17 protein-coding genes are annotated in these 19,395 nt (G+C 56.1%); 10 read left to right on the forward strand and 7 right to left on the reverse strand.

The window, feature by feature from the left end:
* Positions 1-780 (forward strand): methyltransferase domain-containing protein (locus tag AC1XOS_RS02855; RefSeq protein WP_481960705.1); only part of this gene is annotated, 780 nt, incomplete at its 5' end.
* Here the strand turns inward: AC1XOS_RS02855 and AC1XOS_RS02860 are convergent.
* A complete protein-coding gene (locus AC1XOS_RS02860) occupies positions 719-1,705 on the reverse strand; it encodes a FecCD family ABC transporter permease (protein ID WP_481960706.1) in 987 nt (328 codons plus the stop codon). The two genes, AC1XOS_RS02855 and AC1XOS_RS02860, sit on opposite strands and share 62 nt — an antisense overlap.
* Positions 1,702-2,313, reverse strand: a complete 612-nt coding sequence (tmk, locus tag AC1XOS_RS02865) for a dTMP kinase (protein WP_481960707.1) — start codon at positions 2,311-2,313, stop codon at positions 1,702-1,704. Before tmk ends, AC1XOS_RS02860 begins: the two co-directional genes overlap by 4 nt.
* Before the next feature lie 37 nt (positions 2,314-2,350).
* Here tmk and AC1XOS_RS02870 point away from each other — a divergent pair, with 37 nt between their 5' ends.
* The 3 genes from AC1XOS_RS02870 to AC1XOS_RS02880 all read left to right on the forward strand — a co-directional run bounded on the left by AC1XOS_RS02870 (position 2,351) and on the right by AC1XOS_RS02880 (position 5,375).
* Positions 2,351-3,025 (forward strand): ThuA domain-containing protein, encoded by a 675-nt coding sequence (locus tag AC1XOS_RS02870; RefSeq protein WP_481960708.1) that lies wholly within the window; start codon positions 2,351-2,353, stop codon positions 3,023-3,025.
* A 142-nt stretch (positions 3,026-3,167) separates the two neighbouring features.
* Entirely contained in the window at positions 3,168-4,235 is a 1,068-nt protein-coding gene (locus AC1XOS_RS02875) for a CsgG/HfaB family protein (protein WP_481960709.1), read from the forward strand.
* 42 nt (positions 4,236-4,277) lie between these two features.
* Positions 4,278-5,375, forward strand: a complete 1,098-nt coding sequence (locus AC1XOS_RS02880; protein ID WP_481960710.1) for a hypothetical protein — start codon at positions 4,278-4,280, stop codon at positions 5,373-5,375.
* Between the two features lie 3 nt (positions 5,376-5,378).
* Here AC1XOS_RS02880 and AC1XOS_RS02885 read toward each other — a convergent pair whose 3' ends face one another.
* Positions 5,379-8,099 carry an ATP-binding protein gene (locus tag AC1XOS_RS02885; protein ID WP_481960711.1) on the reverse strand — a complete coding sequence of 907 codons (2,721 nt, stop codon included), beginning with the start codon at positions 8,097-8,099 and terminating at the stop codon, positions 5,379-5,381.
* 96 nt (positions 8,100-8,195) lie between these two features.
* On the opposite strand from AC1XOS_RS02885, the gene AC1XOS_RS02890 reads away from it, so the two are divergent.
* Genes AC1XOS_RS02890 through AC1XOS_RS02910 form a run of 5 tightly spaced genes read left to right on the forward strand, consistent with a single transcriptional unit; the run spans position 8,196 to position 12,511 of the window.
* Positions 8,196-9,725, forward strand: coding sequence for a glycine zipper family protein (locus AC1XOS_RS02890; protein WP_481960712.1), 1,530 nt, complete (start codon positions 8,196-8,198; stop codon positions 9,723-9,725).
* Between the two features lie 3 nt (positions 9,726-9,728).
* Entirely contained in the window at positions 9,729-10,577 is an 849-nt protein-coding gene (locus AC1XOS_RS02895; RefSeq protein ID WP_481960713.1) for a hypothetical protein, read from the forward strand.
* Positions 10,578-10,616: 39 nt separating this feature from the next.
* Positions 10,617-11,309: a M15 family metallopeptidase gene (locus AC1XOS_RS02900; protein ID WP_481960714.1), complete on the forward strand. Its 693-nt coding sequence runs from the start codon at positions 10,617-10,619 to the stop codon at positions 11,307-11,309.
* A 9-nt stretch (positions 11,310-11,318) separates the two neighbouring features.
* On the forward strand, positions 11,319-11,558 hold the full coding sequence (locus AC1XOS_RS02905; protein ID WP_481960715.1) for a hypothetical protein: 240 nt from the start codon (positions 11,319-11,321) through the stop codon (positions 11,556-11,558).
* Between the two features lie 32 nt (positions 11,559-11,590).
* Positions 11,591-12,511, forward strand: coding sequence for a GGDEF domain-containing response regulator (locus AC1XOS_RS02910; RefSeq protein WP_481960716.1), 921 nt, complete (start codon positions 11,591-11,593; stop codon positions 12,509-12,511).
* A 17-nt stretch (positions 12,512-12,528) separates the two neighbouring features.
* On the opposite strand, the gene AC1XOS_RS02915 is transcribed toward AC1XOS_RS02910, so the two are convergent.
* The 4 genes from AC1XOS_RS02915 to AC1XOS_RS02930 all read right to left on the reverse strand — a co-directional run bounded on the left by AC1XOS_RS02915 (position 12,529) and on the right by AC1XOS_RS02930 (position 17,316).
* On the reverse strand, positions 12,529-13,815 hold the full coding sequence (locus AC1XOS_RS02915) for a hypothetical protein (RefSeq protein WP_481960717.1): 1,287 nt from the start codon (positions 13,813-13,815) through the stop codon (positions 12,529-12,531).
* Positions 13,816-14,141: 326 nt separating this feature from the next.
* Entirely contained in the window at positions 14,142-14,735 is a 594-nt protein-coding gene (locus AC1XOS_RS02920) for a hypothetical protein (protein WP_481960718.1), read from the reverse strand.
* Positions 14,736-14,928: 193 nt separating this feature from the next.
* Positions 14,929-15,534: a L,D-transpeptidase family protein gene (locus AC1XOS_RS02925; RefSeq protein ID WP_481960719.1), complete on the reverse strand. Its 606-nt coding sequence runs from the start codon at positions 15,532-15,534 to the stop codon at positions 14,929-14,931.
* A gap of 15 nt (positions 15,535-15,549) precedes the next feature.
* Positions 15,550-17,316 carry a putative bifunctional diguanylate cyclase/phosphodiesterase gene (locus AC1XOS_RS02930; RefSeq protein ID WP_481960720.1) on the reverse strand — a complete coding sequence of 589 codons (1,767 nt, stop codon included), beginning with the start codon at positions 17,314-17,316 and terminating at the stop codon, positions 15,550-15,552.
* 58 nt (positions 17,317-17,374) lie between these two features.
* On the opposite strand from AC1XOS_RS02930, the gene AC1XOS_RS02935 reads away from it, so the two are divergent.
* Positions 17,375-19,393: a heparinase II/III domain-containing protein gene (locus AC1XOS_RS02935; protein ID WP_481960721.1), complete on the forward strand. Its 2,019-nt coding sequence runs from the start codon at positions 17,375-17,377 to the stop codon at positions 19,391-19,393.
* Positions 19,394-19,395: the final 2 nt, after the last annotated feature.

Raw genomic sequence — 19,395 nt, forward strand, 5'->3', positions numbered from 1 at the left:
TCGTCGGCGATGTCGCGCATTGCCAGCGAGCTTGCCAAGGCGCTGAATCTCGAAGTGGATGTCACCGGCGAGGACACCCAGACACTTCTGGTGCGACTCTTACCGATGCAGAAAAAAGTCGAGAAGCCACCTCGTCGGCGCTCGCGAGATGATCCGCCTGAAGTAGATGAGTACGTGACCGTCTGGGAGAGCCTCGTGAGCCTCTCGCCGCGCCCTCTCTCGACGCGTTCCTGGCGCAAGGCCAACTACCCGGGTGCGGTCAATGCCTGTGTGGGCTACGCGATGGCAAAGCTGCTCGGTAACGCGGAGCATGTGATCAATCTCTGTGCGGGTTCGGGGACGATTCTGATCGAGCGGGAACAGAAAAATGCCCTGGGCTGCGACACCAGCAAGGCTGCACGCGAAGCCGCGTCCGCCAATGGGATCGAGCTGGCCGACTGGGATGTGACCGCGGTTCCCCTAGAAGATGGCTGGGCGGATGCGGTGGTGGCGGATCTGCCGTTTGGTCAGCGCATCGGCTCGCACAAGGACAATGTCAAGCTCTACCCCGCTCTCCTCACCGAGGCCGCCCGTCTGCTACGCCCCAATGGGACTGCGGTCTTTCTGACGCAAGAAATCCGGCTTTTTGAAGAAAACCTCAGCCAGCAGTGGCAGATAGAGCGTGTCATCCCCCTCACGGTCGGCGGCATGCATCCCAAGCTCTATGTCGTCAAGCGGCTCAATCCGCGAGCTGGCGGCGGAGCAAAAAAGCAAAAAACGGTGCGCCCAAAATCGCCGTGATCACCCCGATAGGCAAGAGAGTTCCGGGTAGAGCACTCCGGGAGAGCTGATCGGCGAGGACGAGAAGCGCCGCGCCGAGAAGTGCGGCGACGGGAACCAGCGGCTTGTGGGGTGGGCCAAGAAGCGCACGGGCCAAGTGCGGCACGACGAGGCCCACAAAGCCAATCACCCCGGAAACGGCGACCGCGCAGGCCGTGAGCAGGGCAATAAGCGCCAGTACCCCCAGCTTGAAGCGCTCCACGTCTACTCCCACCGAGCGGGCCGTGGCCTCGCCAAAGGCCATCGCGTCCAGTCCCTTGCCACAAAGCGATAAGACAACCACCCCGATGAGAGTGACCGGGGCCAGCACGACAAGCTGCTGCCAGCCTGCATCGTCGAGATACCCCATGAGCTTCTGCAAGATCCGGCTCTGGTCTTGCCGAGCAAGGGTGAGGAGCAAGTTGACAACGGCTGCAAGAAAGGCTCCCACGACGATTCCCGCCAATAGAAACCCGGAGAGCGAGAGCTGCCGACCCGAGCGGGCAAGTGCGAAAACCAGAAGCGTGGCGAGCAGGGCGCAGGTGAGGGCCAGGAGCGAGAGAAGCGGCTGACCGGGGGTGTCGGCAATGCCAAGGAGCACGCCAAGCCCCACTCCCACCGAGGCCCCCGAGGCGACTCCCACAAGATAGGGATCAGCAAGCGAATTGCCGGTGAGCCCCTGCAAACCGACTCCTGAGACAGCCAATGCTGCGCCCACAAACGCTGCCGCAATGATGCGTGGTAGGCGAACGCCCCAGACGATTGGGCTTTGGCTAGGGCGCAGGAGCTCCTGCCACGCCGCAGAGACACTGAGCGTGCGCTCGCCGATGAGCGCCGCAAAGAGAATACTCCCCAAGCACAGCAAAACCGCCCCGAGCAGCACCGGCCAGAACGGCAAGCGCCTCACGGCAAGAGCGCCTGCACCGCCGCCCAGAGCTGGGTGAAAACGGCGTCCTCAGATTGTTTGCCATCCAAAATGACAAAGCGCTCCGGCTCTTCTGCGGCGACAGCGAGATAGCCGTCACGAACCCGCTGATGGAATGCTTCTGCCTCGCGATCCAGGCGGTTGGTCTCCCCCGTGGAGCGCCTCGCCTTGCCGACGGAAACAGGGACATCAAGCAAGAACGTCTTGTGGGGCACGAGCCCCTGGGTGGCGAAGGCATTGGCGGCGCGGATGAAGTCTAGCCCAAGGCCGCGTGCAAAGCCCTGGTAGGCCAGTGAGGAGTCTGTGAAGCGGTCACAGAGCACGATCTTACCGGACTCCAGCGCGGGACGCACCACTTGCGCGACGTTCTGGGCGCGGCTGGCCGCAAAGAGCAGAAACTCCGCCTCAGGGATCATGGCGCTACGATCCAGAAGAAGCTGGCGTACTTGCTCACCCACAAAGTCACCGCCGGGCTCACGGGTACGAAGCGTCTCATAGCCGCGCTCGGCGAGTGCCCCTTCAAGCCGCCCGATCTGCGTCGTCTTGCCTGCCCCATCAGGGCCCTCAAAGGTAAAAAAAATCCCGGACACGGCGGCAGTATACCGCCTGTGGGGTATCCTTTGGCCTATGGCAACACGAAAAGCACTGGTCGTCTGGGGCGGCTGGGACGGGCATCAGCCCAAAGAAGTAGGGAAGTTATTTGCGGAGGCTCTGCAGGGCAAGGGCTTTGAGGTGATCGTCGAGAACACGCTGGATGCGTATCTCAGCCATGATCTCACGACCTTTAGTGTGATCGTTCCTGTCTGGACCATGGGGCAGATCACGGGCGAGCAAGAGAAGGCTCTGACAGCCGCCGTGAAGTCAGGAGTCGGCATTGCGGGCTGCCATGGGGGCATGTGCGATAGCTTCCGCAGCAGCACCGAGTACCAGTTCATGACCGGCGGACAGTGGGTCTCGCACCCCGGCAATGATAGCGTCGAGTACACCGTAGATATTCGAGATCCGGATCACTTTATTACGCAGGGCGCTCCCTCGGTGATTCACGTAAAGTCTGAGCAATACTACCTGCACGTGGACCCGGCGGTTCGCGTTCTGGGCACCACGCGCTTCCCTATCGCCGATGGGCCGCACGTCAAAAATGGGATTGTGGACATGCCCACAATCTGGACCAAGTACTACGGCGAGGGCCGGGTCTTCTACAACGCACTGGGCCACCGCGCCAGCGATCTGGCACAGCCTGAGGTTCTAGAGCTCACGACTCGTGGCTGCCTCTGGGCGGCGCACGCGGAAGATGCCGCTTAGTCTCTCGTGATCTCTACCCCACTCCCCCAAAAACGGGTAGTGGGGTAGCCTTGAAAAACCTCTGTTTTTTTCTATATTTCTCCGATCAACCTAATAGAAGCTGGGTATAATCTTAGTAGTACTCATCAAAGGAGAAGTGTGAATGAAAATTGTTCCTATTTTTATCGCCCTCACTTTGCCTGGTATGGCTCTCGCACAGACACAGACGCCCCCGGAGCAGCCGCCAGCAAAGACAGTGCCCATCGAGGAAAAAGTCGCCCCCAAGACCAAGCGTGTCCTAGTGGTCTCTTTCCAACAACTAGACCGTAAGATCAAGAACAATCTCCCCATTGGCCAAGATGTCGCCGATATGATGACCCTCTCGCTTGTCAATATCGGCGCGCGGGTTGTCGAGCGGATCGAGCTGGCAGCGCTGGAGAGAGAGCGTGGCCTGCAAAATGGCTCGGGCAACCAGGCAGCGGTTCAGGAGCTGGGCAAGCTCAAAGGAGCCAGTGTCGCTGTGATGGGCAAGATCACCGAGTTTGGGGTCTTTGAGAAGAACGCATCGGTGGCGCAGAACGCGGTCAACCAGGTAACCAGTCAGATCGGCGGCCTTCTCAGTAAGAAGAAGAAAAAAAGCACCGATGAGAAAAAGGCCTACGAGCTCCGGGTGAGCATGGATGTTCGGCTGGTCAATGTCGAGACAGGCGATATCCTCGCGGCCGCCTCGGCCACGATCACGGAGAACCAGGCCGACGATAGCATGGAGAGTCTCTTTGGCAAGTCGTTTGCGCAGAAAAACTCTCTGGCAGGCGCGGCGGTGGCGGCATCGGGTCTGGGGAACAGCACGACCAAGGCCGATGACTGGAACGAGTCAGCAGCAGGACATGCAGCGCGAAAAGCGGTCGGTCAGCTCGCCCGCTCGATCTTTGGCAAGATTCCCCTAGCCCCTGAGGGAGAGATCGAAGATTCCATTACGATCAAGCTCAGTGTCGAGGGCCTAGCGAGCTTCAAAGAGGCCGACACTCTAGTAAAGTCCATCGCCAAGCTTAAAGATATCTCTGAGGTCGAGACCGTCGACTTCACCCCCGAGCGCACGGAGATCGTGATTAAAGGCGCTCCCAAGGCCATCAAAGGGCTCGCGGCCAACCTACAAGACGATAGCGCGGTCATGAGCCTGGGTCTCAAGATCACACGCGTGACCAAAGAGGTCATCACCCTCAAAAAATAATCCCCTCTCAAGAAAAGACACAACAAGGAGCAGTATCTCAAGATGAAACGTTTTCTTCCCCAAGACTCAAGAGTGAACTTAATTCAGAAGTCAAACTCCCTCTCCCCCGTCGTCCTGCGCCCCGAGCGCTACCTGGAGATCCTACGATCGGACTCTCTCACGCAGCTCCAAGAGCGCGGCATTAGCAATCGCTTGCAGAGCCTGAAGCAAGGCTTTGACCAGAACCGCCCCGCCTTAGACAAAGCCCGTCAAGCTGTCAAGTTCGATGAAAATGCCCTCCGCGCCGATACAGAGCGCTTGCAGGCCATCAGGGACCCCGCAGCGCTCCAAGCGGCGACCGCCCAGTTTCTCCAGCGCTGGAGTTCGACCATTGAGTCGCTCCGCAGTGCAACGGGGCTAACAGGCAACGAGGCAGCCGGAGGAGCGGCGTTTGCAGGGATGCGGCTCAAGAATGGTGTCCTTCAGGGAGACTCTAGCTCTGTCGAGGGGTCATCGTCTCAGGTCACCTACAAGCCCCTCTCAGCGCCGGGCCGAACCTCAGGAATCGGTAAGGTTCTTAAGATTCTTGGCGATAAGCCAAAACCAGCGGGTCCTCAGCAGCTCTCCTTTAAAGCTCCCTTTACAGGAGCGGGCGTGAGTGGCGGCGATGGCGATAAGAGGGCGGCCACTGCGGCAGATGGGAAGCTCTCCGCATTCAGTATTTTGGTGTGGGTTGGCTCCGAGCAGATACGTAGCTTCATTACTCAGAGCCTTGCTGTTCCTGCCGGGGTGAGCCGGGTGAGTGTGGCAGCCAACCTGTCCGCTGTCTCTTGGTGGCAGGGTGTTGTCATTGTCCTAGGCTACGGAAACACGGAGTCGATTGTAAACCTTCGCGTCATGGATGGCTCTCGTGTGGTTGCCAGTGATCGCATCAGCCTCAAGCGCATTAGTATCCCGGTCGCAGGGGGATCCTCAGAGTCAGGAAGCGGCCCGGTCTCCCTGCGGTGTGAGTTTAATCGAGATCGCCCTGGGGATATATCTAACTATACGCTTATAGCGGAGGTAGAGAACTGGGCAGGCCTGGGAAGTATCTTGGGGACAATTGCAAGCTGCTCTACGTCTGCCACGGTGGGTTCGTTCGATGCGGTGCTCTACTCCTAGGCGCTAGATTGGGGGCAGGAGGGGCGCGGTACCGTCGGGGGGCAGTGCGCAGGGCTCTTGTGCGAGGGCGAAGGCTTGCTCAAAAGTAAGCAAGCGCCCTTGTGTAAGAGCCTGTTCAAGAATCTCGAGGCTCTCTTGCTGGAGACAAGCCAGATCGCGGTCATAGACCCGCTGTTCCAAAGCATTGGGCGGAAGCTGGACACTCTCACGGACAGCGAAGATGTAGCCATAGAGCTTTCCGCCACGCTCTGTCTGTCCCATATCCGCCATCAGAGACGCCACCGCTCCCAAAAGATAGACCCCTACCATCGGCAGTGTCGTCGTGCCCTTGCGGAAGTGAAGCATCTGTAACATCGCCCTATGCGCCAGCTGCCAGCGCGAGAGATGGCGACAGGCCTGCATCAGGTCGTGCCAGGCGTTGTAGGCATCGCTGGGGGCACCTAGGCGAGGCGCGAGCACCGCCAGCCGATCAGCGAGCTCTTGCAACGTTGCCACGTCCGGCACAAGCTGGGCACGCTGGGCACGGATCTGCATGTTCAGAGCAAGCACCTCCACGTGCGTGCTCTCCAGCAGCGCCGCCGTTTCCTGAAGCTGCTCCAAGATCGGCGCTGCCGCCTCAAAGCGCTGGTAGACCAGGTGAATCCCCACCAAGCCAAAGAGCGCCTCCATGACCTTTGCACAGTCCCCTTCTTCCTCGAACAGAGCAGTGGCCTGAGCCAGAATCGCAATCTTTTTTTCATGGTCGCGATTATGGTTAAGAAAGCGCTCTCCTTGAAGCAGTGCCTGACCGTAGTGCCAGCGCCAGCGGGTATCGTCCTGGATCTCTTTGAGAATCGGGGCAATACTGCTCTGGTAGCTCTCGTAGGAGTCCGAGGTCACTTCTGCCTTAAGATAGAGTGTGGCCTCGATAGCAACTCCCCGATCGTCGGAGTGTGAAGCGGTCGTCAGAAGCTCCAGTGCACGCTCCCGCTGTCCTGCGCGTAGCAAGAGCATGCCCAAGGTGAGGAGAGTGGCGAAGTGGGTTTCGGAAGGATCCGCGACCTCGGCAAGAGCCTGCTCAGTCAGGCGTACTCCCTCATGGAGAAACTCCCGCCGAATCCAGTAGCTGCCCAGTGCGCTAACAAGCCGTAGCTTCTGGGAGGAGCTAAGAGTGGTAAAGGCCGTATAAAAGTTGGCTTGCTCGGCATCCAGGCGCTTGAACCAGAGGTGCTGCTCCCTGCGGCGTAGCTCAGGAGCGATGCGTTCGGCCAGAGCGAGAAACCAGAGACCATGACGCTGCTGAACCATCACTGCCTCGCCACTCTGCGCGAGACGCTCCGCGGCCCACTGACGAATGGGCTCTAAGGAGCGGTAGCGCGTCGTGCCATCGGGCAGGATGCGCACTTGCAACAAAGACTTCTCCACCAGCGCTGCCAGATCCATGCGCGATGCCCCGCAGACCTCCAGGATCGCCTCACGGGTGCCACCACCGGAAAAGACCGAGAGCCGCCGCAGTAGCTGCTGCTGTGTGGGGGTAAGAAGCGCCTCACTCCAGGCCAGTGTCGCTTCCAGAGAGCGGTGACGGAGCGGCAGAGAAGTGCTCGCCTGCTCGCTGAGCCCGAGTCCCTGGCTGAGATCCTGGGCAATCTCCTGAAGCGAGAGGGTTCGGCACTGAGAGGCAGCCAGCTCCAGTGCGATCGGCAACCCCTCAAGCTTAGCACAGATCTGCGTGAGGGCCTCAGGATCCTCCGGTAGATCCGGGCGAATGGCGCGGATGGAGACTTGCAGAAAGCGCATCGCGGTCTCTATCGCAAGCGGCTCAAGAACCAGCGTGTGCTCCCCCGTTAAGCGCAGAGGCTCGCGGCTTGTGACAATCAGCTTGAGGCGGGGAGCGGCACGTAGCAGTCGCAGAGCCACCGAGGCCGTTTGTGCCAGAACGTGCTCCGCGTTATCCAGGATCAGCAGTAGCGGACGGCTCGCCAGCAGGCGGAGCAAGCTCTCCTCCGAGCCTTCTTGCCCCGCGACGGCGAAGGCAAGCGCTTCTCCAATTTTCTGGAAGACCAGCGCTTCATCACAGCCGGGTGCAAGCGCGGCCAGCTCCACAAACGCCGCTTCCCGCTTTCCTCCCGAGACCACCGTGGACGCCAAACGCGTCTTGCCAATCCCCCCCGGCCCCAGAAGTGTCACGAGCCGTGTCCCCGGTTCCGCCAGCAGAGTGCTCAGGCGCTCTAGCTCATCCTCACGCCCGTGAAACTCCGAAAGATAGATCGGGAGCGATGTGGGGATCGTCGGTGGGGGAATTCCTTCGTGGGGGAGCGCCATAAAGAGCGCCTTGAGCCGCTCGCGCTCGGTCAGAACGGCTTCTTCGAAGAAACCTGGCAGGAGCTCACCGCGCCAGAGGCTCCGCGCCCGTGCAAGATCTCCCATCTGTGCCGCAACCTCAAATGCAGTGACATCTGTCGTGATGCCGTCACAAAGCCAGAGGGCCTGGGTATCGGAGAGTAGCAGCTCCAGAGATTCGAAAGACTGCCGCAAGTAGAGCAGTGTCTGTCGCAAGTTGCGCCGCCCCGTCTCGGTGTCGGCATCGGGCCAGAGCTGTGCGGCCAGCTCCTCACGGGAGTGTTTTTGCCTCGGACTGAGTGCCAGCAAGGCAAAGAGCGCCGCCACTTTCCGCCGAGGAAAGCTGTCAAAGACGCGGTCTTCCGCCTCAACCCGAAGTCCCCCGAGCAGCCTGATCTGAATCATTTTGGAAAATTATAGCAAAAATAACGCTTAGATGATACACCGATGACGCTGCGTCTACGCAGGGCTGAGATACTAGCACTGAAAGGAAAAACTTCAATGAGTACACTTGCCCTCCCCTGGATTCAGGATGAGCCTAGTTTAGCCGATGTGAATCTGTCTAATGATGCCTATGCCAAGCTTGTCGAGGACTTGCTGAAAGTCGCCACCGATGCCGCCGACAAGCTCGTGGTTGGTGGCAATGAGAGCCCGCGCGAGGTCGCGATGGAGGCTCTGAATGTCTACGTGCTCGCCATGATGCTGGGAGCCGCAGGAGCCGTGGGAACGGGAACCGCGACAGGCGCTGTGATTGGCGGGGTCGCCACATCCTGGACAGGCCCCGGACTGGTTCTCGGAGCCGCTGTTGGGGGAGGCATCGGCCTGATGGTAGGCATGATCCCCGTGCTGATTATCGGGATGGCCTACATAGATGCCATTGATCGGGTCAACACCAAGTACCCTCCCACCGCTCAGACCGCCTCGCTCCTGCGTCTTGCGCCGCAAGCCGGAAAGTCCGAGTCGTTTGCGGTTCACCTGCTCACTCTGCTCATTCCCGGTGATCTTGCCGTGATCGCGGACCGCTGGGACGCCGCTCCTAACCTGCCAGGCGCCGTCCGTAGCTTTCTGGCCCGTCACCGGTTCCTTCAGCCCTCTCTCCAGCGGCTCATGCGCCTGATCCGAACCCAGAAAGCCTCCGACAACGCCTTTTCCATCCGGCCTATTAGCCAGTTTGGTGCCACCCGCAACATTGTCTACCGGCAGCAGCCGGGGCAAAACTGGCTGGAGTGGATGGGACTCACGACCCTGAAGCTACGCGCCGACGATGCCAAGCTCACCATGACCCTGCCAAGAGCACTCACCGAAGTCGGAGCGCCCGCACGCCTGCGCACCGACCTGCCGAACTTCAATATCCGGGTCGGGGGCGATGGGGGCGCGATTCCCTATGTCCAGTTTGGCCTCAAGCCCAGCGCCTTTGACATGACCCTAGGCGAGACGCGCTTGCTGACCACGGGGCGTGACCGAGGCAAGGTCCGGCTAAGCTTCCGAATCGCCAAGGGCGCGACTCTGGGGAGTGCCAGCGGGAGCTTTAAGTGGGGCCCGGGAAACGGCGCCCTGACTTTTGCTTCCCCCAAGCTCACGGAAGCGCTGAGTGTTGAAGTATTCCTCAAGCCTGAGGGAGGGCTGCTCGCTTTTGACCATGTCGAGGTGGGCGATCTGCGTCTCTCGCTAGAGACACCAGATCTGATCAAGAACCTGCCCGGAATCGGAGGGCTGATTGACCAAATTGTTCAGGGAATCGTCGGCTTTTTCAAGAACCTCTTCACCACGGCCATTAGCTGGGCTAGCCAGTTCCAGCAGCTCGCAGGCTACTCAGTCAAGGCACTAGAAGCCGCCCTCGCCGAGACCGCCCGTGCCTGTGGCGTGCTTGCTCTTAGTGGCCTCCAGCAGCTCCAGAGCGCTGGGAACTCGCTCCAGGTGCTCGTCCAGGCCACCACGCTACGTCTTCCTGAGATAAAAGACACCGTCATGCGCCTTGCCTTGCTAGAGTATCGTCTTGTCCGCCGCTCACTTTGGGGAGCACGAGGTTAAAAAATGAAAACTCTCTTTTTTGCCATGGGGGCGCTCGCCGCACTGGCCCCCCTGAGCTATGCTCAGAACACGAACCCGATCTTTCCCGTCTCTTTTACGGCTCCCAAGAGCTGGAAAGTCCTCAAAACCCAGGACAACAACACCCTGTTCGTTCCCAGCAATGCCGTGCAAGTGGATGCGCTCTTGGTCACTCACTTCGGGCTCTACGAGAAGTTCGAGCCGCTTGTTACGGGGCTAGCCAACTCGCTCAAAGACCTGAACTGCAAGAATATCGAGGTGAGCGAGGAAGGTGAGAAAGTGGTGCAGGGCAAGAAGGCCTATGTCGCCCGAGGCCGCGCGCAGAACGCCCAGGGGATGCCTGTTGCCTTTGCGCTCTACGGCACGCTCTCGGGCAAGCAGCTTGGGGCAGGGATCGTCACGCTTTCAAGCCCCGAGAAGAGCGCCGAGACAACCCGCGCCGCCGAGAGCCTGCTGAGCAGTCTGACCTTTGGCAGTTTCGCCCCCAGTAAAACCGCCGCCGCCGCGCTGGTCGGAACCTGGGAAGGCGGCAAGAGTGAGGGCTCACGCACCTCGGGAATTGGCGGTGTGAGCGTGGCCTCGTCCACACGCTACGCCTTTGAGAGCAACGGGCGCTTTTCCTCCCGCTCCCAGAGCATCGTCAGTGCCAGCGGCGAGTTTGGTGATTTTGGCTCGGGCCTCTCGAAAGATAGCACCACGGAAGACGATGGTCGGTACTTTGTGGTCGGGAAAAAGCTGATTCTCTCCAGCACCAAAAATGGCACGATGGTTCTGGACTACACGCTTCAGGGAAATCTCTTAAAAGCCGCAGGAGTGACTCTGCGACGAAGATAGCTTGTCATTCGTAGACGTGAGCGGGTAGGATAGGCCGTTGTGTCTGACCTACCCGTTTCGCTTTCCATCCCCACCATCACAGAGTCCGCGCACGGCGGGGGGCTGCCCACGGTCGAGTGTGGCGAGCCACTGGTCACTCTGACGGAGACGCCACGTCTGCGCCTGCGACCCGTCTATTTGGAGCTTGGCCTCGTAGGAGCTTCTGCCACGATGCAGCTTCGGAGTGGGGCGGCAGAGCGGCTGGAGCAGGCCATCGCGCTTCTCCCCGAGACTCTCGGGGTGATCGTGCTGGATGTCTTTCGGCCACTCTCGGTTCAGCAGGCGCTCTGGGACTGGCAGTGGCAAGAAGTCAAGCGCGACTATCCCCACTTCACCACTGCCGAAATCCACGAGAAAGTGCGCCACTTTGTCGCCGAGCCCAGCGCCGATCCCGCAAAAACCACTCCCCACCGAACGGGCGGTGCGGTAGACCTCACGCTCTTTGAGCTTGCCACGGGCGAGCCACTCCCCATGGGAACCGCATTCGACGAAGCCGTTGACGCCACACAGACCGACTGGTTCGAGCGCTTTGTGCAAGAGCCCTTCACCAGCCATCGCCGCTTGCTCTACCACGCGATGATTCAAGCCGGTTTTGCGAACTATCCGAGCGAGTGGTGGCACTACGAGTTCGGCACTCGACGCTGGGCGGCTTGCCATGGCACGAATCTTGCAGTCTATGGATCAGCGGAGTAGTAAGTAGCAATGGAGGAGATCGAAGGGCTCAAGGAGATCGTCGTATTTTTCTCCTACGAAAACCAGGAGCGGCCACGCCAGCTCGCGGAGGCGATGCTAAAGGCATTGCAGCTTCCGTATCTTGCGCTGGGAGTGGATGCACTCACGAGTGGCTGTGAGCTGCGGCTCTACTACCACAAAGAGACACTGGCTAGTGTGCGAACTTACTTGGATCGCCACAAGATCCTCCACGATATCACCTACTTATAGTTTTCCCCATCGCACGGGGGTTAGGGAGCCACTTGCAGATATTAATCGTAGATGACGACGCAACTGCGCGGAAAGTCTTGGCGGGCCAGCTCACACAGCTCGGCCATGAGACGCGCACGGTGGCCTCGGCACATGAGGCGATCTGTAGCTACCGACGGCTCGGGGCCGATGTGATTGTCACCGACTGGAAGATGCCCGGCACCGATGGCCTGGAGCTCTGCCGCCGCCTGCGCGACACCCGTAGCGATGCGTCGCCCTACCCCTATATCATTCTGCTAACTGCCCACGACGGGCCGGATCACTTTCTGCGTGGGATGGAAGCGGGGGCCGATGACTACTTAGTGAAGCCGCTGGACATCCGGCACTTGCAGGCGCGCCTGATCGCTGCTGATCGCGTGACCACGCTTCACAAGCGCCTCTTTGATGCCTCTCGCACCGATGCGCTCACCGGGCTGGCGAACCGCTTGCGCCTCAACGAGCGCCTTGCGATCTTGCGGGAACAAGTGGAGACATCCGGCCAGGGAATCACGCTAGCCCTCGGCGACATTGACTTTTTCAAGCGCTACAACGACCGCTACGGGCACTTAGAGGGCGATCTTGCCCTCTGGCGCGTCGCCGAGGTTCTCCGCAACGGTGTGGAGGGAGTAGGTCAGGCATTTCGCTACGGCGGCGAGGAGTTCTGCCTGGTTATTGAGAGCCTCCCTCCCCCCGCCACCGACACGCTAGAGCAGATTCGCAAGAACTTAGAGAGCGCCGCCATTGCCCACGAGGCCAGCGACTTAGGGATTCTCACCCTCTCGATGGGAGCCTCCACACTCCGCCCCGGCGATGGCAAGTCCGGCGACCAGCTCCTCTCTGAGGCGGATACGGCCCTCTACCAGGCCAAGTCGTTTGGCCGCAACCAGCTCGCCCCCAAAGCCTTCGAGCGCCTCTCACACCGTGAGCAAAAATAACATGGAGAGAAATAAGATTAGTCTTTAATAATTGCGAAGAAGCCACTTCCCTCGCTTATAGAGCCATCGCTGTTACGTTTTGAAATTGCAAAATAGAAATCCTTGCCTTCTTTTACTTTTGTTTCGTAACCAACGAAGCAGAGACTCTCAGGGTCTTGAAAGTAATAAGCGGGCTTTTTATCTGACAAATTTAATAAACTGTAAGCTACTTGATAAAAAATAAGACCACTGATCAAGTTTTCTGCATAAGGATCAACATCTTTAATTCTGAGAGAAAGTTTATCTTTCCCATAATCCAAAGCACAATATAATTCTTGAGATGCTATTTCAGTTAACATATTGAGTAGCTTTTTATAGATTAAAGTATTACTTTTATCCGGATTGTATTTTCTGAAACGATCTATCATTGCTAAAAAATTTACAGGCAGTATAAATTTCATCATACTTGGTACTTCAGATATAGTAGGAGCGGTTTTAACTTTCGGTAATGAAATATTCCATTTATCATTGCGAATAATACAGCTTAACCCCTGATTTAATGTTAATATTTTAATTATTTCTGCGTTATTTAAATTTGAGAATTTTTCAGGGCTATTACAATAGAGAAATCTTTTTATTAGCACATTATTGATTTCAATATTCTCTTTGTTGATCTGAGATAAAAAGAATAAATCGTTCTGCTTTTTTCGGTATTTATTATCACTTTTGTTGGCGATTCTGATTTTATAGGAATTATCTTTAATAATAAAAATTCCTTCTTTTTGTATTGAAATATAAGCTTGAGATTTTTTTAGATCATTTATGACAGCAAGCATTTTTTCAGAACTTTTAATCTCCTTATCCATATATAAATATGAAAATATTTTCAGCATCACTCTTTTTTGATTTGAGTTTAGCTCTTTAAAATCAATTCCTGCCATGTCATTTCGTAAACCCTCTGGTTTCGGACGCAAAGATGGCTCTATCATATTGTTATGAAGTGTATTGACATTTTTAGGTCTTTTTCTATTCTCTACATACGCTTTCTCCATTCGCCATACTTGTTCATCCGAAAATAATGATCTTACAACTCGCGCAGCGTTACTTGCATCTGTAATACCAGAAGAAAATGGGTCGCATATACGTTGCAAATATAAAAACATCTTTTCTAATTCATCAAATGTAATACTCATTATGCTATTTTCGATTTTTGAAACATATAAAAATGATATATCATTGTATTTATCAATCATTTTGGAATTATTACGATCATATTCCGAAAATTTACCAACACCATTAATTACTTCAACTATATTATCACGCATTAAGCTACCCTATATCGCAAAAAAACGAACTGAAATCACAATATAATTTTCATAGAAAGATTGCTATGGAGTGAATTCTGTTATTGGCCTCTTGGAGACTTCGGAAGAAATGATTCGGCTACGGGTACATACCCAGAGCTTGCTCCACATCCGCTTGGGAATGTCGGGGCATCTCTCAGGATGCCCCGTCTCGTTGGGCTTTGGCTCTCAGGCCGAAGCCTTCCGGTAAATACTCCGGAACTTGCTCCGGTCGGATGGTTATTTCCTAATCAACAACAGTAGAAAACCCATACCTGACAGAACTGACTATAGTGTAAGTCACTTTTTTAAGGATTGGCCCCTACATATGATTTTACATATAATTCATAGCCCGTATATTCAGTGGTTCCTTGATCAATATGTACATCAAGTGGTTGTGGAGTGTTATCATTGTATGTCATTGTCTGGATAGTATTACCACTGACTCCATTATTTTCTTCAACACGTCCTGCTTCTGTTGCATGACTTGACGCATGAGTCGGAACTCCATCTGCAACACCACATACATGTGCAGATATCATATAGTTAGGATCATCTCCACTACCCGTCATTTCTACTGCATATGTACTTGTATTTTCACTTGTTCCAACACTTCCACGATATGCATTTAAATCAACTTGCAAACTCGACGTAGTTCCAGATGGCCTACTAACCGATCTAGTGATCCCATTAGCAGGTGTTGGTAAAGGCTCATCCCACTCAACACTATTTAAAGTAACACCTTCTTCGTTATTATAGGTAAGCATGGCATGAGCACTTGCATGCCGAGGAACCTCAGGATCATTTTGTCCACCTTGCCCATCAACAGTAGGCATAGCTGAGGAAGCTAAGAATATAACAAGCAAACCACTAATAGCAAGATTTTTCACAATAGGCTCCATTTGTCATCATCATTGTGTTACATTTCTCTTCATTGAGAGATATATAGCACCAAACTTTAAACTGACCGAGCCTCGGAACTGACCGAGCCTCGGAACTGACCAATCAATTGTAGATTACTTTAACTACTTTGTCAACAAGTTTTTGTTTTGGGAATTATTACTTTTTTAGCCTAGGTGGTTTATCTCTAAAATGCTAACGCTTGAAGGGCTTGAGTGCGCTGGTGAGGCGCTTATAAAGCTGAGTCACCCAAGGATCGTCGGCGGGCGGAGCGGGTTTTACCCGAAGATCACGGGGGGAAATCCAGATGCGGCTGTTCTTCAATCCCACGATCGCCACGAGAGGAAACAGCTCCTCGATCTTCTCATCGCCGAGGGCTAGGCAGCCAATCGAGACACGGTTGCCATGAACATAGATATCGCTCCCCATTTTCTCGCGTGGCACCACAGCATGCGCGAGGTCGTCTTTGTTGGGATAGTTCACCCGGAACGAGAGGTGAAACCGGGAGCTGGGGTTAAGCGCGGTGAGCTTGTAAAACCCCTCGGGCACCTGCCGATCCCCCTCGCGCCGCTTGACACCTGCGCTACCGCTGGCAGCCAGAACGTCGTAGTCCGCCAGAAACTTATACGTGCTAGTCTCGCCGTTCGCACCCCAGATTTCTAGTTTCTTCTCTTCTTTGAAAGCCAACAGTAGCAGGTGCTGAGGAGGAAAGACGAGCTTTGCTTTTTTACAGGCTGGAACAAAGCGCAGGCGCATAACCGGACTATAGGTCTCCAGAGTGGCTTCAAGAGTGCGCTGCATGGGGCATAGTATAACCTAAGCAGCTCGAAGAAAAACGAGAGACTCACGGAAGTCTTGAACACTGGCAGAGGCAACTTGCCCAAGATAGTTGTTTAAAGCTTGGGGAGTAAGCGGTCTTTGCAAGTGATAGCCTTGACCAAGCTGACAGCCTAGAGACTCTGCCAGCGACGCCTGCTGCTCCGCCTCGATCCCCTCCGCAATGACGATTAAATCAAGCACCTGAGCTGCTGAGGTAATCGCACGAATGAGGGCCTTGTTGCGCTCAGCGCGTGCACGGGAGGGGTCTATGGCACGTGCTAGAAACGTCCGATCTATTTTTAGAGCATGCAAAGGAAGCTCACTGAGGGCCGAAAATGAGGAGTAGCCCGTCCCGAAATCATCCAGCACGAGAGACACTCCTGCCTCATACAGAAGCCATAGCTGACGAAGGACTGGGTCGCATCCCTCTGCCAGAATGCTCTCGGTGACTTCCAGAGTCAGCTTCTCAGACGGAAGGCCGGTTTCCTCCAGAATTCTTATCACATCTTGAGCAAATGTCTCCTCCATTAGCTGTACCACGGAGACATTGAGCCCTACCACAAGATCGGGGTGCTGTCTGCGCCAGTGCACGGCCTGCTGGCACGCCTGCTTCAGGAGTCGCAAGCCTAGCGGAATAATCAGCCCTGTCTCTTCCGCAATCGGAATAAACTGATCGGGTGGGATCATTCCCAAGGTGGGGTGAGACCAGCGTGCCAGTCCCTCCAGACCAATAAGCTTACGCGAATCGAGCCGCAGAATGGGTTGATAAACCAATCCAATCCCATCTTTATCTATCGCCTTGCGTAGCTCACCTTCCAGCTCAAAGCGGCTCCGAACCGCTCGCTCCATCTCCGAGTCAAAAGCAACAATCCGGTTTTTCCCCTGATACTTGGCCGCATACATTGCAATATCGGCATTTCTCAGAAGGCTCGGTGCATCCAGATCTGTGGTGGCTGCAATCCCAATACTCGTACTGAGATAGAGGGTTTGTCCCTCGACAATCAGTGGCTGACGAATTTGTTGGAGAAGTGATTCGGCAAGCTCCTGTGCCTCGGTTTTGGTTGCATCGGGGCGCAGTAAGACTGTAAACTCATCGCCGCCCAGCCGAACCACATCCCCAGACATTCCCACAACGCTTCGGAGCCGGTTCGACAGATGAAACAAGACAAGATCCCCGATGGGATGACCTAGCGTATCGTTGATGACTTTGAAGTTATCCAGATCCAGATAGAGAAGATAGCGCATACTCTGGGAGGGGGCTTTTGCAAGAACCTCAAAGAGATAGCCACGGTTTGGAAGCTGTGTCAGCGAGTCGTGGTGAGCCAGATAGAGCAGGCGCTCCTCAGAGAGCTTATGGGTCGTGACATCGGTAAGAACTCCCACGATATGCCAATGATCGGGCTGCACTTCCTCCAGATGAACATCCTCATGAATCCAGATCTCCGAACCATCCGCCAGTGTCATCGGAAACTGCCGCCCGCAACGCTTCTTCTTATGCTGAAAGGCTTCCGTAAACATGACCTCACCCTGCGCTTGTGCAAGAGGAGAGCATGCCAAATATAGATCCTGGAGAAACGAGTTTTCAGGGTGACGCTTGATAGGGAGCCAGCACTGTGCCGCTGCCTCATTCAAGATTTTGATCTTCCAGGAGTTATTCTTTTCCTCAGAGCTGATAAAAACATAGGCGTGCCAGATCAGACAACGGACATTGTCCAGAACATATGCCGTCAGTGAATCAGGTGGCCTTGAGTTAGAAAGCTCCATACGTAAATTATATAATCGGTAAAAGTGCATGAATTACTCAGACGTGTATACTAAAAATATGTTGCCCATCATCGCTCAGATTGCGGCTCAAGAGCCTCGCTCGCCGCTCATCACCGACACGCTCCTCGCAAGACTGCCCGCCCACCCGCGCCTGCTGGCCACCAAAGCAGAGCTGGAGGCTGCCAAGCATAAGCCGGAGAACAAGGCATTTTTGGACGGACTTCTGACCCGCGCTGAGGAGCTCGTCAAAAAACCGGTGTCACTTCCCGAGCGTGGGGGGCAGTGGCCGCACTGGTATGCCTGCAAGAAACATGGCACACGCCTCAAGACCGAGTCACCAACCCGGCATGTCTGCCCCGTGGACGGGGAGGTCTATACCGGCTGGCCCTACGACGATGTCCCACTTCTCGCGCAGCACAACGACTGGGCTGCCGCGCTCCGCGACCTTGGCCTTGCCTATAAGCTCAGTGGTGAGAGACGCTTTGCGGAGAAGGCTAAAGAGATCTTGCTGGCCTACGCCGCAACGTATCCTGGCTATGCCTACCACGACAAAGACGGCAAGACGGGCGCAGGCGGCGCAAAAGTCGGCCCACAGACCCTCGATGAGGCAGTTTGGCTGATTCCCATGACCCAAGGCGCAGACTTAGTCTGGGACACGCTGAGCGACTCCGAGCGGGTAGCTCTCCGAGACAGTCTTTTCTACCCCGCCGCCAACGTGATCCGTCAGCATAAGCTAGGGGTTCACAATATCCAGTGTTGGAAAAATAGCGCCGTCGGCCTGGTGGCGCTTCTCTACGGCGATAAAGCGCTGCTAGCCGAGGTCTTCGACGATCCCACACGTGGCTTCCAGCGCCAGCTTATGGAAGGCATTACCGACGATGGCTTGTGGTACGAGGGAGCCTGGAGCTACCACTTCTACACCATGAGTGCCCTCGCTCCTCTGGTCGAGGCGGGCTACCACGCGGGCTTGCCGCTCTACTCAGGGCCGCTGGGCGAGCGCTACAAAAAGCTCTACCTCGCTCCGATCCGCATGGCGCTTCCTGGTGGCCAGCTTCCTGCCTTCAACGACTCCAACGCGGCTACCGCGATGAGCAACCCCCTCTACGAGACGGCATTTGCACGCTTCGCCGACCCACAGCTTGCCTTACCTCTCACGACAAGCCCTCGTAAGACTCTCCCCGCATTTTTGGCGGGCGCTCCCTCGCTTCCTAAACACGCCACAAGCCCCGCTGCCACCACAGATTTCTCCGTGGCAGGCTACGCCTATCTCCGTGGGCCCGGGGCGACGCTGATTCTCAAGTACGGCCCCCACGGCGGTGGTCACGGGCACCCAGACAAGCTCAATACGGTCTTTTATGCGAGTGGCAAGATACTCCTAGACGACCCCGGCACCAGTGTCTACGGCATTCCCGCGCACTTGGGTTGGTACAAGACGACCCTGGCGCATAACACATTTGTCCAGAACGAGGCGAACCAGAAAGCCGCCACTGGAAAGCTGCTCTCTCTCAAGACGGGCAATGGCTGGTCCGCTGCCCTCGCGGATGCAGGGCCAGCCTACGAAGGCACCAGCCTGCGCCGCGCCGCGTTTCTGCTGGGCAGTGACACGGCTGTCTTCGTGGATAGCGCCGATCAGGCAGCTCCTGGTCTGCTAGATATGACCATCCACCCCAGCTTTGAGCCCAAAGCGTGGCTGGCGCAGTACATCGGTGCGGCGGTAAACCTCTCCCCAAAGCCGGGCTACAGCTACCTAAAAGACAGTAAAACCGCGATACATATCTCCCCCTACACCGACCCTGCCTCTGGCTTCACGCTCTCTCTCTCCCCACTTGCCACTCCAACCCAGTACATCGTTGCCACTGGGATGGGCAAGAGCAGCGAAGACCGCGTCCCGATTCTACTGGCACGCACGGAAGCGACCAAAGCCCGCTGGGTCTGGATGATCGCTCCCCAAGGCACCAAGCTCACCGCGCATACGGAGGGCGATACCATTCACGTCGCGGTCAGCGCACCCGGCAAGAAAGCCTGGCAGCTCCAGGTGCGAAGTACAGAGCTTGCCGTAAAGCCATCACAAGAATAAAC

The sequence above is a fragment of the Armatimonas sp. genome, from assembly GCF_964826245.1.